Genomic DNA, 26,591 nt, shown 5'->3' with positions numbered 1-26,591 from the left:
CCCGGGCATGGACCCGCGCATCTTCCTCTTTGTCCTGTTCGGGATCGGGCTTGTGCTCGCGGTTCCGCTGGAGCGGAGGTTGCCTCGCTACGGACTGAGCCTGCCGATGGTCTATGTCGGTGTAGGCTATGCGATTTTCTCGCTCCCGCTCGGCCTGCCGCATTTCAATCCGGCGAGCGACGGTTTCGACGCGGTCACGCTCGAATATGTCACCGAGTTCATCGTCATCGTCTCGCTGATGGCGGCGGGGATCGCGATCGATCGGCCGGTGAGCTGGACGCATTGGAAGCAGGTCTGGCCGCTGCTGCTGGTGGCGATGCCGATCACCGTCGCCGCTGTCGCGCTGCTCGGCTGGTGGGCACTCGGACTCGCGCCAGCGAGCGCCGTGCTGCTCGGCGCGGCGCTCGCGCCGACCGACCCGGTGCTCGCCCGCAGCGTGCAGGTCGGGCCGCCGGGCGAGGACGAGCGGCACGACGTGCGCTTCGGCCTGACCGCCGAGGCCGGGCTCAACGACGGGCTCGCCTTTCCCTTCACCTATCTCGCGATTGCCGCCGTCGGGATGGCGACTCTGGGCGGGTGGACTGTGCAATGGTTTGCTTTCGACTTCGTCTTCCGCATCGCGGTCGGCTGCGCGGTCGGCTGGGGTGTCGGGCGCCTTGGCGCTTGGTTCGTGTTCGAACGCGAGGCCGATGCACCGATGCAGGATGTCGATAGCGAAGCGCCGCGCTATTCCACCAGCGAAGGGCTGATTGTGCTCGGAACGTTGCTGCTTGCCTATGGCCTGGCCGAACTGGTCGAAGGCTACGGCTTTCTCGCCGTCTTCATCGGCGCGGTGACAGCACGCCAGCACGAGAACAAAAGCCGGTATCACAAGATCAGCCACCATTTCATCGACCAGATCGAGCAGATTGTGCTCGTCGCCGTGCTGTTCGGGTTCGGCGCGATGCTGGCGAGCGGGGTGCTGGAGGGGCTGACCTGGCAGGCGGCGCTGGTCGGGCTGGCGCTGCTGTTCGTGATCCGACCGCTGGCGGGGCTGCTCGCCGAATCGCGCAGCCGGTTACCGCTGCCGGGCAAGTTGGCGATCGCCTTCCTCGGCGTACGCGGGATGGGCTCGATCTACTACATGGCCTATGGGCAGACCCATGCCGAATTCGCCCAGCTCGACTTGCTGTGGGCAACTATCAGCTTCACCATCCTCGCCTCGATCGTGATTCACGGGACGCTGTCGGGCCCGATGATCGAGTGGGTGGAGCGGCGCGAAGGCCACATCCACACGGGGGCGGACAGCGCGATGCTGCGCCTCCACCCCTACCGCATTGGCGAGAAGGTCAAGGTCGAACGGCCCGCGAAGCCGGAGTAGCGCAAAAGAAAGGGCGGCAAGCCGCGAAGCCTGCCGCCCATTCCTGCGCGAGCGCGATGCGCCCGGCGGTTATTTCTTGGCCGGTGCCTTCTTGGCCGCTGGCTTCTTGGCCGGAGCCTTTTCGGCAGAAGCCTTCTTGGCCGGAGCCTTCTTCTCGGCCGCTGCCTTTTCCGCAGGCGCCTTCTTGGCAGGTGCCTTCTTGGCGGCGGGCTTGTCTCCAGCGGCGTCGGCCTTCTTGGCCGGAGCCTTCTTTGCCGCAGGCTTGGCATCTTCGGCCTTCTTCGCCGGAGCCTTCTTCTTGGCAGGAGCCTTCTTCGCGGGTGCAGCCTGTTCCGATTCGTCGGCTTCGATCGCCGCCTCGAGTTCCTCGCGGGTCACTTCGCGGTCGGTGATTTCGGCCTTGGAGAACAGGAAGTCGACCACCTTGTCTTCATACAGCGGGGCGCGCAGCTGGGCGGCGGCCATCGGTTCGGACTGGACGTACTGGATGAACCGCTCGCGGTCTTCCTGACGATACTGCTGGGCGGCCTGCTGGACGAGCATGCTCATTTCCTGCTGGCTGACCTCGACCCCGTTCTTCTGGCCGATTTCCGAAAGCAGCAGGCCGAGCCGCACGCGGCGCTCGGCGATCTTGCGGTAATCGTCCTTCTCGGCCTCGATGTCCTTCATCGCCTGTTCGGGATTTTCGTCCTGCGCGGCTTCCTGCTGGAGCTGGGCCCAGATCTGGTCGAACTCGGCATCGACCATCTTCTGCGGCACGTCGAAATCGTGCCCGGCGGCGAGCTGGTCGAGCAGTTGGCGCTTCATCTGGGTACGGGTGAGCCCGTTGGTCTCCTGTTCCAGCTGGCCGCGCAGCAGACCCTTGAGCTGGTCTATCCCTTCGAGCCCGAGCGATTTGGCAAAGTCGTCATCGACCTTGGTCTCGCTCTCGACCTTCACCTGCTTCACAACGATCGCGAACTGCGCGTCCTTGCCGGCGAGGTTCTCTGCCGGATAATCTTCCGGGAAGGTGACGGTGATGGTCTTCTCGTCGCCGGTCTTAGAGCCGGTAAGCTGCTCTTCGAAGCCTGGGATGAACTGGCCCGAACCGATCACCAGCGGGGCGTCTTCGGCCTTGCCGCCGTCGAATTCGACCCCGTCGATCGAACCGGTGAAGTCGATGATCAACTGGTCGCCGTCGGCTGCCTTTTTCGACTTCGGCGCGTCCTTGTAGCTCTTCTGCTGGCCGGCGATATTGGCCAGCGCTTCGTCCACAGCCTCGTCGGCGACCGGCACGGTCAGCCGTTCGAGCTTGAGCCCGTCGAGATCGGGTGCCTCGACCGCCGGTAGGATCTCGAGATCGATCGTCAGGACCGCGTCCTTGCCTTCCTCATAACCTTCGGCGAGGTCGATCTGCGGCTGCATCGCGGGGCGCAGCTGCTTGTCCTGCATCACCTTGTCGACCGATTCGCGGATCACGTCGTTGACCGCCTGCGCATGCAGCTGTTCGCCGTGCATCTTCTTGACGAGATTCGCCGGAACCTTGCCCGGGCGGAACCCCGGCATGCGGACCTGCGGGGCGATCTTCTTGACTTCGGCTTCCACGCGCGCAGCGATATCGCCAGCGGGAATCGTCACTTCGTAAGCGCGCGCAAGGCCCTTGTTGGTCGTCTCTTTGATCTGCATGATGCGAATATCTTCTCGTCTAATCAATAACTTCAAATGTCGTGAGGCATGCGAGCGGCGTCTGGTGCGGGCGAAGGGACTCGAACCCCCACATCTTTCGATACTGGTACCTAAAACCAGCGCGTCTACCAATTCCGCCACGCCCGCAACCCGAACGAAGCCGCGCGCGGGTGGAAAGCCCACACGGACAGGGGAGCGCCCTTAGATTGGCAAGGCAGAAAGGGCAAGCGGGGATGGCACTGGAACAGGCGGCATGTGCCGCACGTTGCGTGGGGGAAAGGAATTTGCACCATGGCCACCAATCCCGCAACCGACCCTGCCGTTACCCCCGATATCATCGAACCGCAGTCCCCTCCCGAGACCCCGCCGCCTGCCCAGCCGGACGAAGCGCCGCGAACCGAGCCGCCGGAAATCGTCCCGCCGCAGCCCGATGTCGATACCCCCGGCCAGTTTCCGCCAGAGACACCGCCGCAAGTTTCCTGATCGGTTGACGCTTGCCGCGCGGATGATCGCACAGTATCGGCGCGACCCATGAGCGACGATACTGCAAACGACACCCCGCCCGACCGCCTGTCGGTCAATCCGCGTAGCGAGTTTTTCGATGGCGACAGGCTGCAACGCGGCATCGGCATCCGGTTCAAGGACCGCGTACGCACCGATATCGAGGAATACTCGATCTCCGAAGGCTGGGTGCGGGTGCAGGCCGGCAAGACGATGGACCGCAAGGGCCAGCCGCTGACCATCAAGCTCAATGGCCCGGTCGAAGCCTGGTACGAAGATCTGGGCGACGAGCCGCCGGTGGCGAAAAAAGCCTAGCCCCTAGTTGTCGTAACGGCGCACGACCGCGTCGAGCGGATCGGTGCTGCGAGCAGCGGTGCGGACCACCGGACGTTGCGCCACGCGAGCCGGCTGGGCCTGTGTCCGCTGCACTGCCGCTGTCGCGGGACGGGCCTTCGGTGCGCTGTCGAGCGAAGCGAAGGCCTGGCTGAACTCGCGAGATGCTTGGACGCGCGCAGGAGCAGGGTCAGGCGCAACTGGGCGCGGTGCCGGGGCTGCGGCGATCTGGGGGCGGCGCGGAGCCGCGCCCTTGCCGTAAATGAACCCTTCGACCGGCCACGCGGTGGTGCCGAGATTGCCGAGCGGGGCGTACCACACCCGCACTTGGCTCCAGTCGTTGTTCGGCGAAACGTCGACCGCTTTGACGCCGCGCTCGATCTGGCCGCGCCGGCCGTCGATCGGTGACCAGTTGGCGTGGTCGAGCAATACGGTGCGCTTGTCGATCACCTTGCTTACAGCAGCGACATGGCCGAGCACCATGTTGCCCGTCGGTCGGAACGCCATCACCGCGCCGACTTTCGGCTCGCGGCCGCGTTCGTAGCGCCCTTCGGCTTGGCCCCACCAGGTGTGCGCATCGCCGTAGATCTGGATGCCCGAGACATCCCGCGCGTACGGGACGCACTGGAGGTAAGGCGGCAATTCGCTGCCGGAACCGGCACCCGAACCCTGGACCGAGGATATGCGGGATTCCGCCAGCGCGGGCGAAAATCCCAGCGCGGCAACGATAAGCAGGCTTGCGGAGAGGCACTTGAGCATGCGGCAGCTTTTTGCCGCTCGGGGTTAGAATCACGCTTCCACTCACGGTTAACCGGAATTCACCATGTTCCTCCGGACATGCCACCATGCTTGCCAAGCGCGGCAAGACACGCCACCTGCGCCCCTATGCTTCCGCAAGTCATCATTATCGGCCGGCCCAACGTCGGCAAGTCGACGCTGTTCAACCGGCTGGTAGGAAAGAAGATCGCGCTCGTCGACGACCAGCCGGGGGTGACGCGCGACCGCCGCTTCGGCGATGCCGAGCTGGCCGGAATGCGCTTTACTGTGGTCGACACCGCCGGGTGGGAGGACCAGGACGCCGAGACCCTGCCCGGCCGGATGCGCAAGCAGACCGAAGTCAGCTTGCAGGGTGCAGACGCGGCGCTGTTCGTGATCGATTCGCGCGCCGGGCTGACCCCGCTCGACGAGGAAATCGGCCGCTGGCTGCGCGAGCAGGAAGTCCCGGTGGTGCTGGTCGCCAACAAGGCCGAAGGCCGCGCGAGCGAATCGGGCATCCTCGAAAGCTATTCGCTCGGCCTGGGCGAACCGATCGGGGTTTCCGCCGAACACGGTGAGGGGATCGCAGACCTGTTCGGCGCGCTGTGGCCGATCATCGGCGACAAGGTCGAGGCCGCAGAGGCAGCGGAAGAAGCCGCCGCCGCCGAAACCGCGCTCGATGAAGACGCTCCGCTCGGCCCGCTCAAGCTTGCCATCGTCGGGCGGCCCAATGCCGGCAAATCGACGCTGATCAACCGCCTGCTGGGCGAAGACCGGCTGCTGACCGGCCCCGAAGCCGGGATCACCCGCGATTCGATCGCCATCGACTGGCAATGGACCGATCCCAAGAGCGGTGAGGTGCGCGACATCCACCTGATCGACACTGCCGGCATGCGCAAGCGCGCCAAGGTGGTCGAGAAGCTGGAGAAGCTGTCGGTCGCCGACGGGCTGCGCGCGGTCGATTTCGCCGAGGTCGTGGTGCTGCTGCTCGACGCGACGCTCGGGCTCGAGCACCAGGACCTCAAGATCGCCGACCGCGTGCTGCAGGAAGGCCGCGCGCTGATCATCGCGATCAACAAATGGGACGTCGCCGGGCAGGACCCGTCGGGGCGCCAGGGCGGCGAGGATGCGAGCAAGCTGTTCAACGGGATCAAGTTCGCCCTCGACGAAGGGCTGGCGCAGGTCCGCGGCGTACCGCTGCTCGCGGTCAGCGCGAAGACCGGCAAGGGACTCGATACCCTCTTAGGTGCCGCGTTCGAGATCCGCGAGGCGTGGTCGAAGCGCGTGCCGACTGCCGCGCTCAACCGCTGGTTCGACGATGCGCTCGCAGCCAATCCGCCGCCCGCGCCCAAGGGCCGCCGGATCAAGCTGCGCTACATCACCCAGTCGAGCACCCGCCCGCCGCGCTTCGTGGTATTCGGCACCCGGCTGGAAATGCTGCCCAAGAGCTACGAGCGATATCTGGTCAACGGAATCCGCCGCGAACTCGGCTTCGATGCTGTGCCGATCCGCGTGGTGCTCAAGAGCCCGAAGAACCCCTTCGACAAGGGCAAAGGCTAAGGTCAGGCGCAGCATGTTCGACACGCTTTCGCTGGCGGTGGACCTGATCGAGCGGACCTCGAGCACCGCGCGCGTCCAGCAGATCGTCCAGCTGAGCCTGGCGCCGGTGTTCCTGCTCGCAGCGATCGGCGCAATGCTCAATGTAATGAACGCAAGGCTGACCTGGCTGATCGATCGCATCGAGTTCGTCGAACGGCGCGCCGAGAAGGGCCTTGCCGGTCGCGAGGGGGAGGAACTGCCCGCGCTGCGCCAGCGGCAGCACTATGCGCAGCTTGCCGTGACCCTAGGCACGGCGGCGGCGCTGACCATCTGCACCATCGTCGCGCTGCTGTTCGTCAGCGCCTTCATTCGCCCGCAGATCGGCACGGTGGTTGCGATCGCATGGATTGCGACCATGGCGCTGCTATTTGCCGCGCTGTCGCTGTTCCTGCTCGAAACGCGGCAGGCAACCGCCAGCGCACGCGAACGGCGCAAGCGCAGCCGCGAGATTATCGAGCGCAAGAAGGCTGAGGCGCCGCCGCCGGACGATACGGAAATCTAGTCTTCTGCCGGCTTGCTCTGCAGTTGGACGTAATTCTGCAGCCCCATCCGTTCGATCATGTCGAACTGGGTTTCGAGGAAATCGACGTGTTCTTCCTCGCTTTCGAGGATGGCCGCGAAGAGATCGCGGCTGACGTAGTCGCGCACGCTCTCGCTGTGCTCAATCGCATCGCGCAGCAGCGGGATAGCCTCTTCCTCCATCGCGAGGTCGGCACGGAGGATTTCCTCCACCGTCTCGCCCACCTTGAGCTTGTGGATCGCCTGAAAGTTGGGGAGACCGCCGAGGAACAGGATGCGTTCGGCCAGCTGGTCGGCGTGTTTCATCTCGTCGATCGATTCGTGGCGCTCGTACTCGGCCAGTCGCGCCACCCCCCAGTCGGCGAGCACGCGATAATGCAGCCAATACTGGTTGATCGCAGTCAACTCGTTGGTGAGCGCCCGGTTGAGGAATTCGATGACCTTCACGTCGCCCTTCATGGCAGCTCTCCTTCGATGACCGGATCGGGTGCTTATGCGCCGAAACGAGCCTGTCTGGCAAGGAATGGAAGCTGAAAAACGGCGGAATTCCGCTATTTGCGAGCGATTTGCGTTAGCGTTTGAAATCAGGCTGCGACGGCACGAACCGGCGTAGCCTCCCGTTCCACGACGACGATCGCCTCAGCCTCGTCGAGGCAAGTGCGGCAATCCGGCTTCTTGCCCAGCGCCGCGTAAACCGCTTCCGCATCGCCCGGCACCAGCCGCGCGGCACGGCGCAGCTCGCATTCGCGGATCGCATTGCAGACGCAGACGTACATAGGGCGAGTCGCTCCGTGTTCTGCACCATTGTTAATGCGACTTACTCGCAATAGCAACCACATTTGATGCGGCTCGCGCTTTCTTGATTCACCCCCACTTTGACATTCCAGCGAGAAAGGGAATCCATAGTTTGGACCCGCCCATTGATCCCTTCCTTCACGGGGATGACGTGTTCTCGGGACGTCGGAGTGTGCCGAGGAACTGGCTGCGCGCTAGGAAAAAGGCCCTCCCGCATCGCTGCGGGAGGGCCCACTCGCTGTCTCTAGGGTCGGGTTTTGCTAGTCGCGACGGGCGAGACGAACACCGTTGTCCACCGCGCCGGGCAGCGGCTTGCTCGCCGCCCAGGCGATGCAGCCCTCGCCCTGCGATTTCACGCTGCTGCACACCGATGCTGCGCTGGCGCGCTGGAAGCCGCCGGCCGATACGCGGAAATAGGTCTTGCCGCGCACCACGGCCTTGGTGATCACCATGTCCGCGTCTTTGAGCTGCGGGTAGCGCTTGGAGTAGATGCCCCACGCGCGCTTCGCACCGGCTTCGCTCGAGAAGGAGCCGAGCTGGACGAGGTGCTCGCCGTCGAGGGCGGCACGCGCAGAGGTCGAACCTGGGGCCGAAGCTGGAGCCGCCGCAGCCCGCTGCGGCGCGCTGGCGGAGCGGGTTACCGGGACTGGCTGGACGACCGGGTTTGCGACGAATTTGACGGTATCCTGCGTGAAGCGTTCCATCGCCTGCGCATTCGGGGCCGGGGCCTCGAACGCCTGCGCGAAATTCACCGGTGCGGATGCCGGGACTTCCACCGGTTCGGCGTAGGCGTAGTCGTCGGTCACCGGTGCCGAAGCCACTGCGGGAAGTTCGCCGCCGATCGGCGGGAGTTCGGGAATGGTATAGCCCTGCACCGGCGCGAACCGGCTTTCGGGCTCGACAGTCGAGGCAGCGAGTTCGACCGCGCTCGGCGCATTCGACAGCGCGAGCTCGACCGGCTGGCCGGTATCGCCGACCACCAGTACGCCGAGCAACGCGGCAACACGGTGCTGGCCCATACCGGGCTGCATCGTTTGCGCCCATTCGGCCATCCGATCGCCGACCTTGTCGGCCGGCACATCTTCCGCCGCCATCAGGCGGGCGGCGCGCCAGTTGCCCTGTATAGCATAGGCGTAGGCGAGGTTCTGCCGCACCTTGGGCGTGTTCTGCCCGTTGCGCAGCGCATTGCCCAGGACATGGACACCCTGGTCGGCATCACCCGCCAGCGCCATTGCGAGGCCGAGGTCCGCAGCATCGATCTCACCGCGCCACTGGTCCAGCGTTTGCAGCGCGATGGCGTTGTTGCCCGAGGCGGCCTGCGCGAGCGCATAGCTGAGGGCGGTGCGTGGCGAAGTGTCGCCGAGGTCCATCGCATCCTTGAAACTGGTCGCGGCCGAGAGGAAACGGCCCGCTTCCATGTAGCTGGCACCCAGCACGGCGCGGTAGGCCGCGTTGCGCGGTTCGGCGCGCACTGCCTCTTCGGCATGCGCGACGGCGGAACCCATGTTGCCCTTGGCCAACTCGGAAGCAGCCTTGCTGGCCGAAACGTTGGCCGGAGCCGCCGCCTTGGTGGCGCATCCCGCGAGAGCCGTGGTGGCCAGAGCGGTGGTGACCGCCAGCAGGATGGTGCGATTGCGTTTGGCGTCCGTCAGCATGGTACGTTCCCCTGTAATCCTATTTCCGCGCCATCTGCGCAGCGAGCGAATCGAGTTCGGGCATGTCGCCCAGCAGACTGTCGAGCGCCTCGGTCACAAGTTGCTGCGCGCTGCGGCTCCGCATGGTGCACGCAAGCCGGAGCTTGAGGTGGCGTTCGGCATCGAGCCGCAGCGTGAAAGCTGCGCGTTTGCCGCGATCAATGGCTTGGCGGCGCGGGCGCGGAGCTCGCTCAACCAGCGGCGAAGCCTCGAGTCGGGTGGCAATTTCTTCCTGCTGCCGACGCACTTTGGGCATGCCGTTCTTCGCGGCCTCGAGCTTGGCCTGTTCGATCAGATCCTGCTCGTGCGCTTCGGCATCCGCTTCCGGATTGGCCGGCTCGGGCGTCAGGTTGACAACATTGGTCGGGCGCTCGTCCTCCTCGCCCATGTCGTTCCAGCCGAGGTCTTCCAGATTGGCGGCCTGACCGGTCGGGATCGGACCGAGCTGCGGGCGCATGGCGGGCTTGGCCCCGCCCTTGCGCGCTAGCAAGGTCGGCCCGAGCGAGGCAAAGATCGGTTCGCTCATAACCGTGTCCCCTTCCCCCGCGCTTACTGCGCAACCCGGCGGCCGAAGCCACCGGCAGGGCGATGAGCGGGCGCGATCTGCGACACCGAATTGGGTGCGGCAAACACGGTGCGGCGGAAATTCTTCTCCAGCCGGTCGGCGATATAGCCCCACAGCGCGGTCACTTCGGCGGCGCTGCGGCTTTCCGGGTCGACTTCCATCACCGTGCGGCCGTCGATCATCGAGGCGGCGAAATCGGTCCGGTGGTGAAGCGTGATCGGGGCGACCGTGCCGTGCTGCGACAGCGCGACGGCGGCTTCGGAGGTGATCTTGGCCTTGGGCGTGGCGGCATTTACCACGAACACCAGCGGCTTGCCGGCGCGTTCGCACAGGTCGACGGTGGCACCGACGGCACGCAGGTCATGCGGGCTCGGGCGGGTCGGGACGACGATGAGTTCGGCCACACCGATCACCGACTGGATCGCCATGGTAATCGCAGGCGGAGTATCGATCACCGCCAGCTTGAAGCCTTGCTGGCGCAAGACCTGCAAATCGTTGGCGAGCCGCGCGACCGTGGTCTGCGCGAAGGCGGGATATTCCGCCTCACGCTCGTTCCACCAGTCCGCAAGCGAGCCCTGCGGGTCGATATCGATCAGCACGACGGGACCTGCCCCGGCGCGCTGGGCCTGAACGGCGAGATGCCCGGACAAAGTGGTCTTGCCCGAACCACCCTTCTGCGATGCCAATGCCAGTACACGCAAGGCGCGTTCCCCCTGTCAAAAATCCATTGCGAGCCGCCTGAAACGCGGGTCGGGGAATGAATTCGCAGGATACCCCTAATTTTGGGTTAACGGAGCAAGCGACGATCCCGGTCACGGCAACCGGGGCTATGCCCGCGAGCGACCCACCGGCAGAATTTCTTTGCTAACGGCCTGTTTACTATGTCAGGCTATTCGGCGTCGCTCGAAAGGGTTGCGGAAAATCGATGAACGTCTCGAATGATCTTCGCTGGATTATCGCCGGCCTCGCGCTGGTTTCAGCCGCACCGGCCTTGGCCGACGTCAAGGCCGGGGTCGATGCCTGGGCCCGGGGCGACTATGCTGCCGCGGTGCGCGAATGGCGTGGCCCGGCCACCGCGGGCGACGCCGATGCCCAGTTCAACATGGCGCAGGCCTATCGCCTCGGGCGCGGGGTCGAGGAAAACGCCAAGCAGGCCGAGATTCTCTATGCCAAGGCTGCCGCGCAGGGCCACATCAAGGCGTCCGACAATTACGGCCTGTTGCTGTTCCAGGCCGGCCGGCGCGAGGAAGCGATGCCCTATGTCAAAGGGGCGGCGGACCGGGGCGATCCACGCGCGCAGTATCTGCTTGGCATCGCGCATTTCAATGGCGAGCTGGTCGAGAAAGACTGGGTGCGCGCTTACGCCCTTCTGACGCTCGCCAATGCCAGCGGCCTCGAGCAGGCGCCCGCTGCACTGGCGCAGATGGACGATTTCATTCCGCTCGAACAACGCCAGCAGGCGCAGCTGCTGGCACAGGGAATGAGGCGGGACGCCGATACGCGCCGTGCGCAGCAGATGGCGGCAGTCGATCTTGCGATCGGGGAGCCTTTGGCGCAGCGACCCTCGCCCTCCCCCACTACCAGTGCAATTCCCCCGCGCGCCCTGCCCGAACCGATCCCTTCGGCAGTGGTTCCACCCTCCGTCGCCGCCGCGCGCGCCGCGATCGAGGAAGCGATGCGTGTGACCGGGACCGAAGATCCCGCCGCTGCCGGAGCGGACTTCGCCCAATCGGCAGCGCCTGCACCGGTGCGTACCGCGCAGGCCGACGCGGCGGACCCGCCCAGGACCCGTCCGGGTCCGATGCCCCGCCCACCCGCACCACAGGTGACAGCACAATCGGCTGCACAACCTGTCGTTCAACAAGCCGCACAAACCTCCGGCGATGGCCCTTGGCGCGTGCAGCTCGGAGCGTTCTCGGTGCGGGCGAATGCAGACAAGCTGTGGACACGGGTCGCGGGCAATCCGGCCCTCGCCGGGAAGAGCAAATTCGTCGTTCCGGCGGGCAATGTCGTGCGGCTTCAGGCGGGCGGATTTGCCTCGCAGGGCGCGGCGCAAAGTGCCTGCAACAGCCTCAAGAGCAGCGGACAGGCCTGTCTCGTGACACGTTGAGCGGCGGCGCAAACCGTTCGTAGAAAATCCGCTGCGGCGAGCCAACGCGGCTGGTCATTCCCCTGCCTCGCTGCGATAAGCGCGGCGTCATTCGAGGGGGGATGCAGTGAGCGACGAACAGACAAGCACCGTTGAAGCATCCGGCGGCATCGATGCGCCGGTCGACAAGGCCAACCGCATCGACAGCCTCGATTTCATCCGCGGCATCGCGGTGATGGGCATCCTGTGGGCCAACATCGTCGCCTTCGGTCAGCCGATGCAGGCCTATATGTACCCCGACGCCTTTCTTGTCCCCGCCAACGACCAGGGCAACTGGATGTGGATCGTCCAGTTCGTGCTGATCGACGGCAAGATGCGCGGGCTGTTCACGCTGCTGTTCGGCGCGGGGATGTATCTCTTCCTCGCCAAGGCGTGGGAACGCGGTTCGGGCATCGGACTGCAGGCGCGGCGGCTGTTCTGGCTGCTGTTGTTCGGGCTGGTGCACTTCTTTTTCATCTGGCGCGGCGATATCCTGGTGAACTATGCGCTGTGCGGCTTTGTCGCACTGCTGTTTGTCAGGATGGCCGCCAAGAACCAGCTGATCCTCGGCATCGTCGGCTATGTCGCGGGCTGTTTCCTCTACGCGCTGCTGATGGCGACGCCCTATCTGTTCGCCGAGAGCAGCCTGAGCGAAAACCCGATGTTCGCCGACAGCGTGACAGAACTGGAAGCCGGCAAGGCGGACGATATTGCCGACGGTGTGGCCGAAGCCGCGATCATCGGCGAAGGTCGTTACGGCGACTTCGTGGCGCACAATTTTACCGAGCATGGCACCGAGCCCTTCGTGTTCGTGATGCTGTGGATGTTCGAGACGATCCCGCTGATCCTGATCGGCATGGCGCTCTACCGCATGGGGCTGTTCAACGGCGGGTTCGATCGCGCGAAACAGATGCGATGGGGCTGGATCGGGATCGTCGCAGGCGTTGTGCTAACCGTGCCGATTGCCTTGTGGGGCGCGTCGACCGGGCCGAGCTACTACGGCAGCCTCGCGGCCTTCATGGGGCTTTCCCCGCTGCCGCGCCTGCCGATGATCCTCGGCCTCGCCGCGTTGCTGGCGCTGCTGGGCGCCTCGGCGAATGGGTGGTTGGGCCAGCGCATCAAGGCGGCCGGGCGCGCTGCGTTCTCGAACTATCTCGGGACGTCGATCGTGATGCTGCTGGTGTTCCACGGCTTTGCCGGTGGGCTCTTCGGCGAACTCGACAGGCCGCAGCTCTACATTGTCGTCGTTGCCACCTGGGTGCTGATGCTGCTGTGGTCGAAGCCCTGGCTCGAACGCTTCCGCTTCGGGCCACTCGAATGGCTGTGGCGCTGTCTGACCTACGGCAAGCTTTTCCCGCTCAAGCGCTAGGGTCAGGACCTATTAGTCGCGCAGGCGTGGCGTGAAAATGACGATGATATCGGGCGGAGCTGCCCGCCGGGAAGGCTGGTTGCCTTTCCAAGGGCAGTTGTGATCGAGATCGAAGTCATTTTGACGTCCCTGCGGGATTTGACCAATTGGCCACGTTGCAGCGTCGCAGAAGCTTGAAAATGCGCCGCATTTCCTGCGCTCCCGCCCCTCGCTACGGGGCCAATTGCTTCAAACCACGCTCTGCGCGACTAATAGGTCCTGACCCTAGAGAACCACACCGCCCTTGATGACGCGGGTTGCACGGCCCTGCGTCGGCTGGCGGTCGAACGGGGTGTTGCCCGCAGTTGCCGCCATCTGCGCCGAGTCGACGATCCACGGTTTGTCGGGATCGACCAGGCACAGGTCCGCTTCGTAGCCTTCGATCAGCGCACCCGCTTCGACGCCAAGCAACCGCGCCGGATTGCCCGCCAGAAGATCGAAGGCGCGCGCCGTGTCGATAACGCCGTCGCGCACCAGGCCGAGCGTCATTGCGAGCAGCGTCTCCGCCCCGGCCATCCCCGGTTCGGCATCGGCGAAAGGCAGGCGCTTGTCCTCCGGCCCGCGCGGATCGTGGCCGCTGGCGATGACGTCGATGGTGCCGTCGCCGATCGCCTCGATCACCGCCTGCCGGTCATCCTCGCTGCGCAACGGCGGCGAGAGGCGGGCAAAGGTCCGGAATTCGGCTGTAGCGAGGTCGGACAGCATGAAGTGCGCCGGGGTTACTCCCGCCGTGATTGCTGCCCCCCTGCCCTTCGCCGCGCGTACCAGATCGAGCGCCGCACGGGTCGTCACCTGCCGAAAATGCACCCGGGCACCCGACAATTCGGCGAGCGCGATATCGCGCGCGATTGCCAGCGCCTCGGCCTCGGCCGGCGCACTCGGCAGGCCCAGCCGGGTTGCCATTTCGCCTGCCGTCGCACTCGCCTCGCCCACCAGCGCGGCATCTTCGGCATGAGTGACCACCACGAGATCAAGCATGGCGGCGTAGTGCAGCAGCCGGAGCATGACGCCCGAATCGGCAATCCACTTGCGACCGGTCGCAACCCCCCGCGCCCCGGCTTCCTTCATCAACCCGATCTCGGCCAGCTCGCAGCCCGCCAGCCCGCGCGTCGCGGCGGCAAGCGGGTGAACCCACAGGTCCGGTTTGCCGCTCTTGGCGATGTAGTTGACCCGGCTCGGCAAATCGAGCGGCGGCGACTGGTCGGGCATCAGCGCAGCGCGAGTGATCCCGCCAAAGTGGAACGCGGGCTTGTCGATCGCGAAGACGCCCAAATCGACCAGGCCGGGGGCGACGAGTTGCCCCTTGGCGTCGAGCACATCGTCGCCATCTTGCGGCTCGGACTGCACTGCGGCGATCCGGCCATCGACGATGCGGACCGCACCCTCGACCAGTCCAGCGGGTGACACCAGCATGCCGCCGGAGATCGTAAGCGGGCGGGCCTGCTTCACAGCCACTCTCCGTCGTTCCATCCCGCGACGCCGCGAGCGCGGCGGGTCAGCACGTCGAGCGCAGCCATGCGGATCGCTACGCCCATCTCCACCTGCTGGGTGATGATCGAACGGTCGAGCATGTCGGCCACATCGCTGTCGATTTCTACCCCGCGATTCATCGGCCCCGGATGCATCACCAGCGCCTGCGGTGCGCAGCGGTCGAGTCGGTGTTTCGTCAGGCCGTAAAGGTGATGGTATTCGCGCGCCGAGGGAATGAACTGGCCATTCATCCGCTCGGTCTGGAGACGCAGCATCATCGCCACATCCGTACCGTCGAGCGCGGCGTCGAAATTGTCGAACACCGCCGCACCCATCGCTTCGACCCCCGCTGGCATCAGCGCGGGCGGCGCGCACAGCCGCACCGTCGCGCCCAGCGCGGTGAGGCACAGGATGTTGGAGCGCGCGACTCGGCTGTGCAGGATGTCGCCGCAGATCGTCACCACCAGCCCGGTGAAGTCTTCGCTCGCCTCGCCCCGCTCTGCCAGCGCATGGCGCAAGGCGAGCGCATCGAGCAAACCTTGTGTCGGGTGCTCGTGCTGCCCGTCGCCCGCATTGAGCACCGGGCAATCGACCTTGCTCGCGATCAGTTCGACCGCCCCGCTCGAACCGTGGCGGATTACGATCGCATCGGCGCGCATGGCGTTCAATGTTATCGCGGTGTCGATCAGCGTCTCGCCCTTCTTCACGCTGGACTGCGCGGCATGCATATTGACCACGTCAGCGCCAAGACGCTTGCCCGCGATCTCGAAGCTCAGCAGCGTGCGGGTCGAATTCTCGAAGAAGGCGTTGATGATCGTCAGGCCGCGCAGAGCCTTCGAGCGCTTCTTGGAACGATGGTTGAATTCCACCCATTGCTCGGCTTCGGCGAGCAGATAGAGGATTTCGTGGCGCTCAAGGCGGGAAATGCCGAGCAGATCGCGGTGCGGAAAGGCCCTGCGGCCCGCAGGGAAACGGTCGGGCGGCATAGGGATCGGCGTCGATGTCATTAAAGGGGGGCTGTTAGTCGAGTGAAGTCAGTCGCTCAAGCGGTTTCGACTGGTATCGCCGCGCCAAGCACCCTAACTGGGGGCCGCGGGATTGAACGAACGACGGGATCATCGATGGCATTTGCTGGTAAGGTTTGGCGGCTTCTGGTCGGGATCAAGGACGGGCTGAGCCTGATCTTCCTGCTGCTGTTCTTCTCGCTGCTGTTTGCAATCCTGACCGCACGCCCCAGCCCTGCGCAAGTGCGCGATGGGGCGCTGCTGATCGAACTCGACGGGATCGTGGTCGAGGAGAAATCGCAGGTCGATCCGTTCGCCGCACTGCTATCCGGTAAGCAACCGCTGGGCGAATATCAGGTGCGCGACCTCGTCCATGCGATCGATGCCGCCGTTGAGGACGACCGGGTCAAGGCCATCGTGCTCGACCTGTCGACCTTCATGGGCGGCGGGCAGGTCCATCTGCAGGAAATCGGCGAAGCGCTCGACCGGGCGCGGGCGGCCAAGAAGCCGGTGCTCACCCACGCGATTGCCTATGGCGACGATGCGATGCAGCTTGCCGCACATGCCAGCGAAGTGTGGGTCGATCCGCTGGGCGGGGCGATGATCGCTGGCCCCGGCGGCTCGCGGCTTTATTACGCCGCGCTGCTCGACAATCTCAACGTCAATGCCCGGGTCTACAAGGTCGGCACCTACAAGTCGGCGGTCGAACCCTATTCGCGCGACTCGATGTCGCCCGAGGCGCGCGAGAATTACGAACAGCTCTACGGCGCGCTGTGGGAAGAATGGCAGGCCAACGTAAAGAAGGCGCGCCCCAAGCTCGATCTTGACCGGGTGACCAAGAACCCCGTCGAATGGGTCGAGGGCGCGCGCGGCGACCTGTCGAAGGCCGCGATCGACGCCGGGTTGGTCGACAAGCTGGGTGACAAGGTCGCCTTCGGTAAGCGGGTCGCGGAAATCGCGGGCGAAGACGACTGGGATCCCAAGCCCGGTTCCTTCGCGCACACGGAACTTGATCCGTGGTTGGCCGATAATCCGCCCGAAACGCCGGGTTCGACCATCGGCGTGGTGACCATTGCGGGCGAGATCGTCGATGGCGATGCCGGACCCGGCACCGCGGGCGGCGAGAGAATTGCCGAACTGCTAGACGATGCGTTGGAGCGCGATTTCAAGGCGCTGGTCGTCCGCGTCGATTCCCCGGGCGGCTCGGTCATGGCCTCCGAACAGATCCGCCAGGCGATCCTGCGGCACAAGGCGAACAAGATCCCGGTCGCGGTGTCGATGGCCAATGTCGCGGCGAGCGGCGGCTACTGGGTCGCGACCCCGGCCGACCGGATCTTTGCCGAACCGGAGACAATCACCGGATCGATCGGTATCTTCGCTGTCATCCCGACCTTCGAGCGCGCCGCCGCCGAATGGGGGGTGACCGGTGACGGGGTGCGGACCACGCCGCTCTCCGGCCAGCCCGACCTGATCTCAGGCTTCACGCCGGAAGTGGATGCAATCCTCCAGGCTTCGATCGAGGATGGCTATCGCGACTTCATCACCCGCGTCGCCCAATCGCGCAAGCTGACGCCCGAACGGGTCGACGAAATCGGCCAGGGCCGGGTGTGGGACGGCGGCACTGCCCGCCAAATCGGTCTGGTCGACCAGTATGGCGGGCTCGACGATGCACTTGAATGGGCAGCCGGTAAGGCCGGCCTCGAGGAAGGCGATTGGCACGCCGAATACCTTGGCGAGGAGGCCGATGGCTACAATACGCTGCTCGCCGGCATGCTGACCGATGACGACGGCCAGGCACGCAGGGGCAGCGCCTCGGGCGGCGATCTGTTCGCGATGGTTGCGCAGCAGCAGCAGGCGATGCTCGGCCAGGTCGAGCATGACCTTGCCATGCTGATGGAAGTGAAGGGTATGCAGGCCTATTGCCTCGAATGCCCCACCCTGCCGCGCGTCAAGGCGAAAGCCGCAACATCGCAGGGTTGGCTGGCAACGGTGGCCCGCTTCTTCACCGGCTGATTCGCAGGCTTGTCATCCGCGCAGGGGCATGGCAAAGGCGCGCCCCTGCCCGGCGGACACCCGACGTACCGCCGAACCGAGGGCGGGCGCGTAGCTCAGTGGTAGAGCACACCCTTCACACGGGTGGGGTCGCAAGTTCAATCCTTGCCGCGCCCACCATGGCTCTGGACAATGCGTGAGGGTTCGCGCGGGCCCCTCAATCCCGCCGCAGCGACGCCCCAGCATAGGGATCGCCCGCAGGCGGCACATCGCCGCGCGGATCGTCGTTCTGTTGGCTAGCCGGGGGCGCTGGCGGCACCGAACTCTGTTGCCACAAGCCGCTGATCGACGCTGCCACCACCGGCGCGCCGAGCAGCAGGAAGCATCCCACGATCACCCGCAGCCCGCGCATGATCGGCAGCCGGCCGCTGAGCATCTGGAAGCCCACGAAGGCGATCGCAATCACGCACAGGCTGATCGCGACCGTGCCGAGCAGCGTGCCGGTGAGCCACTGAACCGAACCGAGCACCGCATTGCCCGGTCTGGGCGCGAAGAGCGAGGAAGAGGCGAGCAGGCCGGTCACGCCTCAGGCCTTGACCAGGACTTGCGACACGCGCCGCGCGCCGTCGCGCCGTTCGAGCTGGACGAACACGTCCACGCTCTCGCGCACATAGTGCCGCACATCGACCCGCGAGAGGCGCGAGCCGGCTTGCAGCACCAGCAGCGCGAGCTGCTCGATCGCGCGCTGCGGGGTGTCGGCGTGGATCGTGGTCATCGAACCGGGGTGGCCGGTGTTAACCGCGCGCAGGAAGGTGAAGGCCTCCCCTCCGCGCAGTTCCCCCAGGATGATCCGGTCGGGCCGCATCCGCAGCGCGGCGATCAGCAGATCCTCCGCGCTGACCTCCGCCTCGGCCATCTGCCCGCGCGCGGCGATCAAACCGACGGCATTGGCGTGGCGCAGGCGCAGTTCCTCGGTGTCCTCTATAAGCAGCAGCCGCTCGTCGGGCGGGATTTCAGCGAGCAGCGCGTTGAGGAAAGTCGTCTTGCCGCTCGAAGTACCGCCCGATACGAGGATGTTGCGCCGCTCGCGCACCGCCTCGCGCAGGAAGCCGGGCGCTTCGGAGCCGTGCAAGGTGAAATAACGGTGCTCGGGCTCGAGCTGGGCCTCGCCGCCCTGCAGCCGGTCGAAGGCGGCGGCATCGGCCCAGTCCTGCAACGACAGTTCGGCGGAGACGTGCCGCCGGATGGCGAAGGCATGGCCCGAGCGGGTTGCCGGCGGCGCCACGATCTGCACCCGTGACCCATCGGGCAGGTTGGCGGCGAGCAGCGGATGCTCGCGGCTGATCCCTTGCGCGGAATGTGCGGCAATCTGCCGCGCGAGCCGTTCGAGCAGCCGCGCATCGAGCGTCGGCTCCTCCACCCGCTCGATCCGGGAACCGAGGCGTTCGACCCAAACCTCGCCGGGGCGGTTGATCCAGATGTCGGTGACATCGTCCTGCTCCAGCCACGGGGCGAGCGGGGCGAGAAAGCTGTCGAGATAGTAACCCGCCTCCATCAGCCGTCGACGCTGGAGAAATCGAGATCGCGCGCGACGAACACCGAGACACTGGTGCCGTGGCGTACCTTGAGCGTCGGCTGGATCTGGTTGCCGTCCTGGATCTGCACGTTCTGCGTGCTGCCCGGCAGCGCGACCAGCACCCCGTCGCTCGCCCGGCTGGTCGCCACGCCGACCCCGATGTCGAGCACCGATTGCAGCAGCGCGCCGCCAAAACGCTGGAAGAACTTGCTGTCGACCTCGCCCTTCACCCCGGCGCGCCCTAGCGGGTCGGAGGCGGGGGAATCGAGCGCGATGGTCACCCCGTCGGGCCGGATCAGCCGGGTCCAGCGGATCTCGGCGCGCTTCTGGCCGGCCTGTAGATCGGCCTGGTATTCGCCATAGAGCCGCGAGCCGCGCTGGATCAGCACCCGGCTGCCGTCGAACCCGCGCACATCACGCTGGACCAGTGCGCGGACCCCGCCGGGGCGGGTCGAATCGAGCGCGGTTTCGAGCACGGCGGGGATCACCGTGCCCTGCGGGATGGTGAGCGAGGGGTTGTCGAACCGCTCCGCCCGGACGCGGTTGTTGAGCCCTGTGGGGAGCGCGTCGGCTGCCGCCACTCCGCTGGCGAAGGCGGCATCGAACACCACGGCGGGCGGCTGCGCGAAGGTCGGGGCGATCTGTTGCGGAGGGGGATTGTAGGCGGGCGGTACGTCGCCGCGCGGCACCTCGCTGCGCGTCGTCGGGACCCGCGCCAGCCGCACCGGCTCTTCGCGCAGCGGGAATGCCTCTTGCGGCGGCAAGGCAGCCAGCGGCAGATCGCGGCCCGTCTGCCCTTGCGGCAGCGCCAGCGGCGGCGGCGAGGATATGCGCGCGCCCGGCTCCGCCTCGACCAGCACGCTGTCTGCCGCGGCCCGCTCGGCGCGGCCCGCATCCATCAGCGAGAACACCAGCCACCCGCCGAGCAGCAGCGCCGCGCCGAATGCCACCCCGCCCAGCCGGACGGGTTTGCGCGACGCGACCACCGGCAGGCCGTCGTCGGGGTAGGCCTGTACCGCCTCAGCCATCGCCGGCCTCCGGCTGCGCATTGCGCCGCGCGGTCGCCTTCTCCTTGTCGATCCGGAACACGAGCTCTTCCCACACCCGGTCGATCACGAAGATTCCGTCGCGCATGTAGCCGTCGACCACCTGTTCCTCGCCGGTCGGTCCGATGGCGAAGATTGCCGGCAGGTCCTGCTCGGGAGCGAACACGATCCGGGTACGCAACCCGTCGTCGCTGAGCGCCTGCGGCTGGACCGTGCGGTCCCCTCTCAGGCGATAGGTCCACGTTTGGGCCGGGGCTGTCTCGACCGCGAAGCCCGGCGAAGTAACGCTTTCCCGCTGGCCGCCGGTCGGGTCCGGTGCGGCATAGTCGAGCCGCACCAGCAGCGCAGCCATCAGCCCGGTGCCCGTGCGCAGGTCGAAGGTGTAATTGCGCCGGTCGGTGTTCACCGACAGCACCGATTCCGCGCCCTCGACCAGCGGCACGACGAGGAAGCTGTCGCGCTCGGACGAGACGCGGATATCGAACACGCGGGCTGCGCCGACGGTGACCCGCGCGATCTGCTCGCCCGGCTCGAGCATCACGGTCAGCCCGCTCTGCGGCAGGGCGGTGAGCATGACCGTCTCTCCCGCCTGCCACGCCACGCGCTGGACGCGCGGGTTGTCCGCTTCCGGCTGCGGCACCAGTTGCGCGGCTACCGGGCTGGCGAATGCGAACGCGAGAAGGGCGGGCAAGCGGATCATTGCGCCGCCGGTAGGGCCGCAGGTGCCGCCACCTGCCGCACTTCGGGCAGGGTCTCGGCATCGCGGCGATAGCGCGTGACCTGAAAGCCAAGCGGATTGAGCAAGCGGTCGTCCTCGCTCATCGCTGCGCCGGAGAATTCGTAGTCGATCACCGCCGCCCAGTATTGCCGCTCCTGCTCGGCGGCGCCGGGGTCCGAGCGCACGGTCGAGAACCGGACCAGCGATCGGCCGGGCGCAAGCGAGGAGACGCTGGTAATGTCGGTCTCGATCCGCCCGCCTGGCGGCAGGAAGGCAAGCGGGCTGGAAGGGTTGGACGCCTGCATCAGGTTTGCATAACGCTGGCGCGCATCGCCCGCGCTCCACAGCCCGACCTTGCGATAATCCTCCTGCACGTCGGCCGCGTCGAAGCTCTCGCGCGCGACGACATATTGCGCCAGCATCGACTTGGTCAGCGCGGCATCGGGGGTGACGAGCTGCTCGTCCATCGGCGCGAGCCGCTCGACATTGCCGGTCTGCCGGTCGACCATGATGGTGTAGGGTTCGATCTCCTTGAGCGGCAGCATCACCACAATCGCGATCGCCAGCAGCAGCGCGATGGCACTGGCGACCCCGGCAACGATCCAAGCTGTCCGGCGCGAGCGCTCGAGCTCCCAGGTCACGCTCTGCGACCAGCTGTCGGGCAGTTCGCCGCTGTCGCGGAACTCATATTCGCCGGGCATCAGCGGGTCGCTATCGAGCTTTGCGGGCTCCTGATCGAATATGTCGCGGCTCATGACGCCCTGCTCCCCGTGCCGCCCAGCCGGTCGCCCATCCGGCTTGCCCGCCGCCATGTCGAACCGAGACGCGGCCGTGCGACTTCGGCCCTCGCCCCGACGCTCTGCGCGCCCGGCTCGGCAGTGCCTGCCGCCGGGCGGTCACCCAGCCGATCGCCGAAACGCCGCGCAATAGTGCCCTGTTCGCCCGCGACGAGCCGCTCGACGCTGTCGGCGGTCCGCTCGATGCGAGAGCGGGCGAATGCCGGGGCGCTTGCCGCCGCGTGAACCGTCGTGCTGCTGGCGCGCGTGGGCGCGGACAGCGCAGGAAACGGCGGCAACGACAGCCAGCCGCGGTTGAACGCGACCTTTGCCAGCAGCCAGATAATCCCAAATTTCGCCAGCAGGAAGGCGATCGCGATGGCGAGGATTTCGAGCGGGGCGGCAGGCGTTGCATAGCCCAGAGCCCGCACGCGCAGGGCATCGCGCAGCCATGGCTCCATGATCGCCAGTTCGACCACCAGCACCATCGTCAGCCCGATCGATCCGGCCATCGCCAGCACCAGCCCGCGCAGCCAGCCGGCGAAGATGCCGCGGCTGGCATCGAACAGCAGCAGGCCGGCGACGATCGGAGTTAGCGCCAGCAGCACGCCTGCGAGCAGGCGCAGCAAGGCGAGCGAGCCGAGCGTGCTGCTGAGGAACACCAGCCGCGCATAGCCGGTCGCGGCATCGTCCTGCAGGGCCGAACCGGCGAATACCGGACCCGCGCCCTGCGGGCCGAGCGCCACGCCCGAGGTGCGACCGGTGCCGATCTCGATCAGGCGGACCAGCGTGTCGTCCGCCGCCTGCAAACGCGCGATGAGCCCGCTGCCCGCCTCGAGCGAAGAGGCGTTGCCGAGCAGCGCAGCGATCTGCGCCGGCCCGTGCAGAACGAGGTCGTACACCACGGTGCGGAAGGCAGGCCAGGAGAAGGCGAGCGTCAGCACGATCCCGATCTTGAGCGCATCCTGCACCGTGTCGCGCCCGCTCGGGCCGGGGCCGAACAGGAAGCGGAAGGCATAGAAGGCGACGAATAGCGTCAGCAGCCCGGTAACCAGCAGCGAGGCCAGCGAACCCGGCTGGCCCAGCGCGCTGTAGCCATAGCTGCCGATCACCTGTGCCTGGCAATCGAGGTGATCGAGCGCGCGGGTGAGGAAGCGGTCGCCGGTGATGACGCTGGGGCAGGCCACCGCTCAGGCCGCCCGTTCGAACAGCGCGTCGAGCCAGGCGGCGGGTTCCGGCCCGGTCTCGCGCACGATCTCGTCGAACAGGCGAACGGTGCTTTCACGGCCCGACAGGATCGTCAGCAGCTTGTGTTCGCCGGTCAGGTCGAGCCGCGCGACGACGCTTTCCTTGCCGTGCTTGATGAGGAAGCAGTGCGACGAATCGGGCAGCGTGCGGACAAGGTCGAACTCGTGCCGCGAAAGGCCGAAGCCGTTGATATAGTCCTCCGCGCGCGCCTTGGGGTTGATGGTGAAGATCTGCGTCGCCGCCTGCTCGATGATCGCGGCGGCGATCCGGCTTTCGAGCGCATCCTGCGCGCTCTGGGTCGCGAAGCCGACGATCCCGTTGCGTTTGCGGATGGTCTTCTCCCAGTCCTTGATCCGCTGGACGAAGACATCGTCGTCGAGCGCCTTCCAGCCCTCGTCGATCACGATCACTGCCGGATTGCCGTCGAGCCGTTCGTCCACCCGGCGGAAGAAATAGAGCATCGCGGGGGTGCGCATCGCCGGATCGTCGAGAATCTCGGTCATGTCGAACCCGATGGTGCGCTCGCTGAGGTCGGTCAGGTCGCGCGGATTGTCGAACAGCCACGCGCGCTCGCCATTGCCCCACCAGGGCTTCATCCGCGAGTAGAGATCGCCGCTCTTCGGCCTGCCGCCGCCGCGCAGGAGCTCGACGAAGTGCCGCAGGCGGCGCTTGTCGTTCGGCTGATGGTAACTGGTGTCGATTGCATCGCGCAGCAGGTCGAGCTCGCTCGTATCGACCCCTCCGGCAAGGATCGCCAGCCAGTCTAGCAGGAAGGTACGGTTCTCCGGCGTATCCGCGATTTGAAGCGGGTTGAGACCGCTCGGCCGGCCTGCGGATAGCCGGTCATACGTGCCGCCGATCGCGCGGACGAACAGTTCCGACCCGCGATCCTTGTCGAACAATATGGTGCGCGGATTGAACCGCTGCGCCTGCGCCAGCAGGAAGTTGAGCAGCACCGTCTTGCCCGAACCCGACGGCCCGATGACGGTAAAATTGCCCAGGTCGTTCTGGTGGAAGTTGAAGAAATAGGGGCCGGCGGCGGTCGTCTCGAACAGGGTGACCGCCTCGCCCCAATGGTTGCCGTGCGGCTTGCCGATGGGGAAGTTGTGCAGCGAGGCGAAGCTGGCGAAATTGGTTGTCGAGATCAGCCCCTTGCGCGCGATATAGCGGAAGTTACCGGGAAATTGCGCCCAGAAGGTCGGCTCCAGCGCGATATCCTCGCGCACGGCATTGATTCCGAGATCGGCTAGCAAGGCGATCACTTCGGCAACTTGCGCGTCGAGTGTCTTCAGGTCCGGGGCGTGGATCGCCAGCGTGGTGTGATGCTCGCCGAACCCGGCGCGCCCGGCGGCGACTTCGTCCTTCGCATTCGCCAGCTCGTCACGCAGCGAGAGGGCTTCATCCTCCGCCGACTGCATCCGGCGCAGGACGAGATTCATCCGCGACAGCGCCTCGCCCCGCTCGACGAAGGCGAAACTCTGACCGATGTCGAATTCGAACGGCAGGCGGGTGAGCTCGTCGAACATGCCCGGCATGGTGCGCCCGGGCCAGTCCTTGATCGCCACCATCGCGGTGAAGTTGCGCGCCAGCGACCCTGCCGGGGCCAGCTCCACCGTATCGCGCCCGAAGCTGATCCGCCGCGCCGGAATGAAATGGCCGAGATCGCCCGCCGGCAGCTGCATGGGGCGCATGTCGTGATTGTACAGCCACGAGAGAAACTCGAGTGGTTCCGACCGGCGGCCCTCGACCGTGTCGTAAACCGACAGCACCTGCGGATCGTATTGCCCGAGCGCCGCGACCAACGAAGCAACCGCGTTCGACAGCGCGTGCCGGTCGGACGCAAGGCGCTCGGCATTGCGGCTGGTCGACCGCCCCAGCCATTCCTGCATTCGGTCGACGAAGCCGAGATTGCCCTGCAGCGGCCGCCGGACGACCGTCAGGAACAGCTCGTTCACATAGAGCGCGCGTGCATCGATCCGGTGACGCCAGGTCTGGTCGAGATAGCTGCAGAACCCGCCCTGCTCCGCCGGGGCGAGATCGACCAGCGCCGAGCGACGGACCAGGTGGTGATAGACCGCGAAGCGCGACGAGCCGAGCGTGCGCAGCATCGCGTCGCGCAGTTCGGCGCGATAGTTGAGCTCGTCGCTGTCGGCGGTTTCGAACAACAGCCCGCCAAGCCGTATGGTCTGCATCAGCAGCCCGTCGCGGGTTTCGATGGTCCGCTCGTCGAGATGGCGCGCGTAAGGCAGATGCGCGCCGGCCGGAGCCTCGCGCGCGATCACCTTGGGGTCGCGGGTCAGGGCCGGTAGGAGTTGCATCGCCACAGACTATGGTTCTTCACCCGCGGACAGCGCCGCACGCGGGTCAGCCACAGGTCGACGAAGAGCGGCTCGCGCAAGCACAGAACCATGCCGATGACATGGATCGCGAACGCGGCAAGCAGCACCCACCAGCTCTGGAAAATGAGGAACAGCTCGACCGCGATCACCGCGTTGATCACGAAATAGCTGTAGGTGACGCCCGCAAACATTTGCGGGCGGGTCAGCCCTGTGAACAGGGTGTCCTGCCTCAATCCGTCCGACAAAGCGCCGAATCCCTCCTCATCGACGGACAATAGGGCAGAAAATCGGCTTCCCTGCAACCATGGTGTGACAGGTGGCCCATTGCGCTACGCGGGATCGGGAGGATGATTCCGCGCGTTAGCGCTTGCCGACTCCACTCTGGAGCAACTCATTGGCCAAGCTGGCGATTTCGTCGGCATCCCACTCGCTACTGCCCCAGATCGCATAGCGCAGGCCGAGAAAGACGTTCATGCCCATGATCGCCCAGGCGTGAGCTTCGCCGAGGCCGTCGCGCAGTTCGCCCGCGGCCATCCCGGCCTCGAGACGCTCGCGGATGCGCGCTGCGGTCGTCTCGTAATGCGCGCGATAGCTGGCCGGATCGACGAATTCGGCCTCGTCGATGATGCGATAGACTTCCTTGTGCTCGCTGGCGAAGCGCAGGAAGGCGGCGAGCGCCCGCCGCTCGATTTCGAGTGCGCTCATGGGTTCGGTCAGGGCCTCGCGCGCAGCACGCTTCACCGCTTCGCTCATGTCGTTGACCAGCCCGCGGAAGATCGCGTCCTTCGAATCGAAATAGGTATAGAAGGTGCCTAGCGCCACGCCTGCGCGCTGGGTGATCCCGCTGATCGAGGCTTCGTAGAAGCCCTTTTCACCGAATTCGATTGCCGCCGCGTCGAGCAGTTTGCGCAGGGTGCGCCGCCCGCGATCCGTGCGCGGGCTCTTGTCGCCGTTCGCCGACTCCTCGTCCCGCTTGATCGCCGTCCCCTGCTCCATGCCACCTGACTACGCAGCTATGGCCGACGATACAAGTTCAAACTTGAAAGGTGGTTCAACTTTCAATAAGAGAGGCGGCAACGATAGTTTCAGGGAGAGAAAT

The 26,591-nt window shown here is 66.1% G+C and carries 26 protein-coding genes and 2 tRNA genes; 9 read left to right on the top strand and 19 right to left on the bottom strand.

What is annotated here, in order from left to right:
- Window positions 1–7: 7 nt before the first annotated feature.
- Window positions 8–1,360, top strand: a complete 1,353-nt coding sequence (locus NSO95_RS12565; protein WP_257596620.1) for a cation:proton antiporter — start codon at window positions 8–10, stop codon at window positions 1,358–1,360.
- Window positions 1,361–1,429: 69 nt separating this feature from the next.
- On the opposite strand, the gene tig is transcribed toward NSO95_RS12565, so the two are convergent.
- Window positions 1,430–3,025 carry a trigger factor gene (tig, locus tag NSO95_RS12560; protein ID WP_257596619.1) on the bottom strand — a complete coding sequence of 532 codons (1,596 nt, stop codon included), beginning with the start codon at window positions 3,023–3,025 and terminating at the stop codon, window positions 1,430–1,432.
- A 62-nt stretch (window positions 3,026–3,087) separates the two neighbouring features.
- Window positions 3,088–3,172, bottom strand: a tRNA-Leu gene (locus NSO95_RS12555).
- Between the two features lie 144 nt (window positions 3,173–3,316).
- On the opposite strand from NSO95_RS12555, the gene NSO95_RS12550 reads away from it, so the two are divergent.
- Window positions 3,317–3,508, top strand: a complete 192-nt coding sequence (locus tag NSO95_RS12550; protein WP_257596618.1) for a hypothetical protein — start codon at window positions 3,317–3,319, stop codon at window positions 3,506–3,508.
- A gap of 48 nt (window positions 3,509–3,556) precedes the next feature.
- On the top strand, window positions 3,557–3,841 hold the full coding sequence (locus tag NSO95_RS12545; protein WP_257596617.1) for a DUF3297 family protein: 285 nt from the start codon (window positions 3,557–3,559) through the stop codon (window positions 3,839–3,841).
- 3 nt (window positions 3,842–3,844) lie between these two features.
- On the opposite strand, the gene NSO95_RS12540 is transcribed toward NSO95_RS12545, so the two are convergent.
- Entirely contained in the window at window positions 3,845–4,618 is a 774-nt protein-coding gene (locus tag NSO95_RS12540) for a CHAP domain-containing protein (protein WP_257596616.1), read from the bottom strand.
- A 126-nt stretch (window positions 4,619–4,744) separates the two neighbouring features.
- Here NSO95_RS12540 and der point away from each other — a divergent pair, with 126 nt between their 5' ends.
- The gene (gene der / locus NSO95_RS12535) at window positions 4,745–6,175 is read left to right on the top strand and encodes a ribosome biogenesis GTPase Der (protein ID WP_257596615.1); all 1,431 of its coding nucleotides are present in this window, start codon (window positions 4,745–4,747) and stop codon (window positions 6,173–6,175) included.
- Between the two features lie 13 nt (window positions 6,176–6,188).
- Window positions 6,189–6,716, top strand: a complete 528-nt coding sequence (locus tag NSO95_RS12530; protein ID WP_257596614.1) for a DUF2721 domain-containing protein — start codon at window positions 6,189–6,191, stop codon at window positions 6,714–6,716.
- Here NSO95_RS12530 and bfr read toward each other — a convergent pair.
- The 5 genes from bfr to NSO95_RS12505 all read right to left on the bottom strand — a co-directional run bounded on the left by bfr (window position 6,713) and on the right by NSO95_RS12505 (window position 10,488).
- Entirely contained in the window at window positions 6,713–7,192 is a 480-nt protein-coding gene (bfr, locus tag NSO95_RS12525; protein ID WP_257596613.1) for a bacterioferritin, read from the bottom strand. The genes NSO95_RS12530 and bfr overlap by 4 nt on opposite strands.
- Window positions 7,193–7,317: 125 nt before the next feature.
- Complete coding sequence (locus NSO95_RS12520; protein ID WP_257596612.1) at window positions 7,318–7,509, bottom strand: (2Fe-2S)-binding protein; 192 nt, start codon at window positions 7,507–7,509, stop codon at window positions 7,318–7,320.
- A 279-nt stretch (window positions 7,510–7,788) separates the two neighbouring features.
- On the bottom strand, window positions 7,789–9,183 hold the full coding sequence (locus NSO95_RS12515; protein WP_257596610.1) for an SPOR domain-containing protein: 1,395 nt from the start codon (window positions 9,181–9,183) through the stop codon (window positions 7,789–7,791).
- Window positions 9,184–9,202: 19 nt separating this feature from the next.
- Entirely contained in the window at window positions 9,203–9,748 is a 546-nt protein-coding gene (locus NSO95_RS12510) for a hypothetical protein (protein WP_257596609.1), read from the bottom strand.
- Window positions 9,749–9,771: 23 nt separating this feature from the next.
- Window positions 9,772–10,488: an AAA family ATPase gene (locus NSO95_RS12505; RefSeq protein ID WP_257596608.1), complete on the bottom strand. Its 717-nt coding sequence runs from the start codon at window positions 10,486–10,488 to the stop codon at window positions 9,772–9,774.
- A gap of 224 nt (window positions 10,489–10,712) precedes the next feature.
- Here NSO95_RS12505 and NSO95_RS12500 point away from each other — a divergent pair, with 224 nt between their 5' ends.
- Both NSO95_RS12500 and NSO95_RS12495 read left to right on the top strand, forming a co-directional pair.
- On the top strand, window positions 10,713–11,897 hold the full coding sequence (locus tag NSO95_RS12500) for an SPOR domain-containing protein (RefSeq protein ID WP_257596606.1): 1,185 nt from the start codon (window positions 10,713–10,715) through the stop codon (window positions 11,895–11,897).
- Between the two features lie 106 nt (window positions 11,898–12,003).
- Window positions 12,004–13,284 (top strand): DUF418 domain-containing protein, encoded by a 1,281-nt coding sequence (locus tag NSO95_RS12495; RefSeq protein ID WP_257596605.1) that lies wholly within the window; start codon window positions 12,004–12,006, stop codon window positions 13,282–13,284.
- Window positions 13,285–13,548: 264 nt separating this feature from the next.
- On the opposite strand, the gene NSO95_RS12490 is transcribed toward NSO95_RS12495, so the two are convergent.
- A complete protein-coding gene (locus tag NSO95_RS12490; RefSeq protein ID WP_257596604.1) occupies window positions 13,549–14,793 on the bottom strand; it encodes a dihydroorotase in 1,245 nt (414 codons plus the stop codon).
- Window positions 14,769–15,800, bottom strand: coding sequence for an aspartate carbamoyltransferase catalytic subunit (locus NSO95_RS12485; protein ID WP_257596603.1), 1,032 nt, complete (start codon window positions 15,798–15,800; stop codon window positions 14,769–14,771). Before NSO95_RS12485 ends, NSO95_RS12490 begins: the two co-directional genes overlap by 25 nt.
- Before the next feature lie 114 nt (window positions 15,801–15,914).
- Here NSO95_RS12485 and sppA point away from each other — a divergent pair, with 114 nt between their 5' ends.
- Window positions 15,915–17,810, top strand: coding sequence for a signal peptide peptidase SppA (sppA, locus tag NSO95_RS12480; protein ID WP_257596602.1), 1,896 nt, complete (start codon window positions 15,915–15,917; stop codon window positions 17,808–17,810).
- Between the two features lie 84 nt (window positions 17,811–17,894).
- Window positions 17,895–17,969, top strand: a tRNA-Val gene (locus NSO95_RS12475).
- Between the two features lie 37 nt (window positions 17,970–18,006).
- On the opposite strand, the gene NSO95_RS12470 is transcribed toward NSO95_RS12475, so the two are convergent.
- The 9 genes from NSO95_RS12470 to NSO95_RS12430 all read right to left on the bottom strand — a co-directional run bounded on the left by NSO95_RS12470 (window position 18,007) and on the right by NSO95_RS12430 (window position 26,488).
- A complete protein-coding gene (locus NSO95_RS12470; protein ID WP_257596601.1) occupies window positions 18,007–18,372 on the bottom strand; it encodes a TrbC/VirB2 family protein in 366 nt (121 codons plus the stop codon).
- A 3-nt stretch (window positions 18,373–18,375) separates the two neighbouring features.
- The gene (gene virB11, locus NSO95_RS12465; RefSeq protein ID WP_257596600.1) at window positions 18,376–19,344 is read right to left on the bottom strand and encodes a P-type DNA transfer ATPase VirB11; all 969 of its coding nucleotides are present in this window, start codon (window positions 19,342–19,344) and stop codon (window positions 18,376–18,378) included.
- Entirely contained in the window at window positions 19,344–20,393 is a 1,050-nt protein-coding gene (locus NSO95_RS12460; protein ID WP_257596599.1) for a TrbI/VirB10 family protein, read from the bottom strand. The genes virB11 and NSO95_RS12460 overlap by 1 nt, the downstream gene beginning before the upstream one ends.
- Window positions 20,386–21,111, bottom strand: a complete 726-nt coding sequence (locus NSO95_RS12455) for a TrbG/VirB9 family P-type conjugative transfer protein (protein WP_257596598.1) — start codon at window positions 21,109–21,111, stop codon at window positions 20,386–20,388. Before NSO95_RS12455 ends, NSO95_RS12460 begins: the two co-directional genes overlap by 8 nt.
- Window positions 21,108–21,884, bottom strand: coding sequence for a VirB8 family type IV secretion system protein (locus NSO95_RS12450; RefSeq protein ID WP_257596596.1), 777 nt, complete (start codon window positions 21,882–21,884; stop codon window positions 21,108–21,110). The genes NSO95_RS12455 and NSO95_RS12450 overlap by 4 nt, the downstream gene beginning before the upstream one ends.
- Window positions 21,881–23,092 (bottom strand): type IV secretion system protein, encoded by a 1,212-nt coding sequence (locus tag NSO95_RS12445; RefSeq protein WP_257596595.1) that lies wholly within the window; start codon window positions 23,090–23,092, stop codon window positions 21,881–21,883. Before NSO95_RS12445 ends, NSO95_RS12450 begins: the two co-directional genes overlap by 4 nt.
- Window positions 23,093–23,095: 3 nt before the next feature.
- Window positions 23,096–25,471: a VirB4 family type IV secretion/conjugal transfer ATPase gene (locus NSO95_RS12440; protein WP_257597044.1), complete on the bottom strand. Its 2,376-nt coding sequence runs from the start codon at window positions 25,469–25,471 to the stop codon at window positions 23,096–23,098.
- The gene (locus NSO95_RS12435; RefSeq protein WP_257597043.1) at window positions 25,450–25,683 is read right to left on the bottom strand and encodes a VirB3 family type IV secretion system protein; all 234 of its coding nucleotides are present in this window, start codon (window positions 25,681–25,683) and stop codon (window positions 25,450–25,452) included. Before NSO95_RS12435 ends, NSO95_RS12440 begins: the two co-directional genes overlap by 22 nt.
- A gap of 169 nt (window positions 25,684–25,852) precedes the next feature.
- The gene (locus NSO95_RS12430) at window positions 25,853–26,488 is read right to left on the bottom strand and encodes a TetR/AcrR family transcriptional regulator (RefSeq protein ID WP_257596594.1); all 636 of its coding nucleotides are present in this window, start codon (window positions 26,486–26,488) and stop codon (window positions 25,853–25,855) included.
- Between the last annotated feature and the right edge of the window lie 103 nt (window positions 26,489–26,591).

The sequence above is a fragment of the Parerythrobacter lacustris genome (genome assembly GCF_024626475.1).
Classification (GTDB): domain Bacteria; phylum Pseudomonadota; class Alphaproteobacteria; order Sphingomonadales; family Sphingomonadaceae; genus Parerythrobacter_A; species Parerythrobacter_A lacustris.
The sequence above is the reverse complement of the archived record's forward strand: the minus strand, read 5'-3'. Positions and strand labels throughout refer to the sequence as shown.

Excerpts from the sequence above, each read along its gene's own strand:
- NSO95_RS12565 (WP_257596620.1), top strand. The coding sequence starts at position 8 with ATGGACCCGCGCATCTTCCTCTTTGTCCTGTTCGGGATCGGGCTTGTG.
- tig (WP_257596619.1), bottom strand. The coding sequence starts at position 3,025 with ATGCAGATCAAAGAGACGACCAACAAGGGCCTTGCGCGCGCTTACGAA.
- NSO95_RS12550 (WP_257596618.1), top strand. The coding sequence starts at position 3,317 with ATGGCCACCAATCCCGCAACCGACCCTGCCGTTACCCCCGATATCATC.
- NSO95_RS12545 (WP_257596617.1), top strand. The coding sequence starts at position 3,557 with ATGAGCGACGATACTGCAAACGACACCCCGCCCGACCGCCTGTCGGTC.
- NSO95_RS12540 (WP_257596616.1), bottom strand. The coding sequence starts at position 4,618 with ATGCTCAAGTGCCTCTCCGCAAGCCTGCTTATCGTTGCCGCGCTGGGA.
- der (WP_257596615.1), top strand. The coding sequence starts at position 4,745 with ATGCTTCCGCAAGTCATCATTATCGGCCGGCCCAACGTCGGCAAGTCG.
- NSO95_RS12530 (WP_257596614.1), top strand. The coding sequence starts at position 6,189 with ATGTTCGACACGCTTTCGCTGGCGGTGGACCTGATCGAGCGGACCTCG.
- bfr (WP_257596613.1), bottom strand. The coding sequence starts at position 7,192 with ATGAAGGGCGACGTGAAGGTCATCGAATTCCTCAACCGGGCGCTCACC.
- NSO95_RS12520 (WP_257596612.1), bottom strand. The coding sequence starts at position 7,509 with ATGTACGTCTGCGTCTGCAATGCGATCCGCGAATGCGAGCTGCGCCGT.
- NSO95_RS12515 (WP_257596610.1), bottom strand. The coding sequence starts at position 9,183 with ATGCTGACGGACGCCAAACGCAATCGCACCATCCTGCTGGCGGTCACC.
- NSO95_RS12510 (WP_257596609.1), bottom strand. The coding sequence starts at position 9,748 with ATGAGCGAACCGATCTTTGCCTCGCTCGGGCCGACCTTGCTAGCGCGC.
- NSO95_RS12500 (WP_257596606.1), top strand. The coding sequence starts at position 10,713 with ATGAACGTCTCGAATGATCTTCGCTGGATTATCGCCGGCCTCGCGCTG.
- NSO95_RS12490 (WP_257596604.1), bottom strand. The coding sequence starts at position 14,793 with ATGGAACGACGGAGAGTGGCTGTGAAGCAGGCCCGCCCGCTTACGATC.
- NSO95_RS12485 (WP_257596603.1), bottom strand. The coding sequence starts at position 15,800 with ATGACATCGACGCCGATCCCTATGCCGCCCGACCGTTTCCCTGCGGGC.
- sppA (WP_257596602.1), top strand. The coding sequence starts at position 15,915 with ATGGCATTTGCTGGTAAGGTTTGGCGGCTTCTGGTCGGGATCAAGGAC.
- virB11 (WP_257596600.1), bottom strand. The coding sequence starts at position 19,344 with ATGGAGGCGGGTTACTATCTCGACAGCTTTCTCGCCCCGCTCGCCCCG.
- NSO95_RS12460 (WP_257596599.1), bottom strand. The coding sequence starts at position 20,393 with ATGGCTGAGGCGGTACAGGCCTACCCCGACGACGGCCTGCCGGTGGTC.
- NSO95_RS12455 (WP_257596598.1), bottom strand. The coding sequence starts at position 21,111 with ATGATCCGCTTGCCCGCCCTTCTCGCGTTCGCATTCGCCAGCCCGGTA.
- NSO95_RS12450 (WP_257596596.1), bottom strand. The coding sequence starts at position 21,884 with ATGAGCCGCGACATATTCGATCAGGAGCCCGCAAAGCTCGATAGCGAC.
- NSO95_RS12440 (WP_257597044.1), bottom strand. The coding sequence starts at position 25,471 with ATGCAACTCCTACCGGCCCTGACCCGCGACCCCAAGGTGATCGCGCGC.
- NSO95_RS12435 (WP_257597043.1), bottom strand. The coding sequence starts at position 25,683 with ATGTTTGCGGGCGTCACCTACAGCTATTTCGTGATCAACGCGGTGATC.
- NSO95_RS12430 (WP_257596594.1), bottom strand. The coding sequence starts at position 26,488 with ATGGAGCAGGGGACGGCGATCAAGCGGGACGAGGAGTCGGCGAACGGC.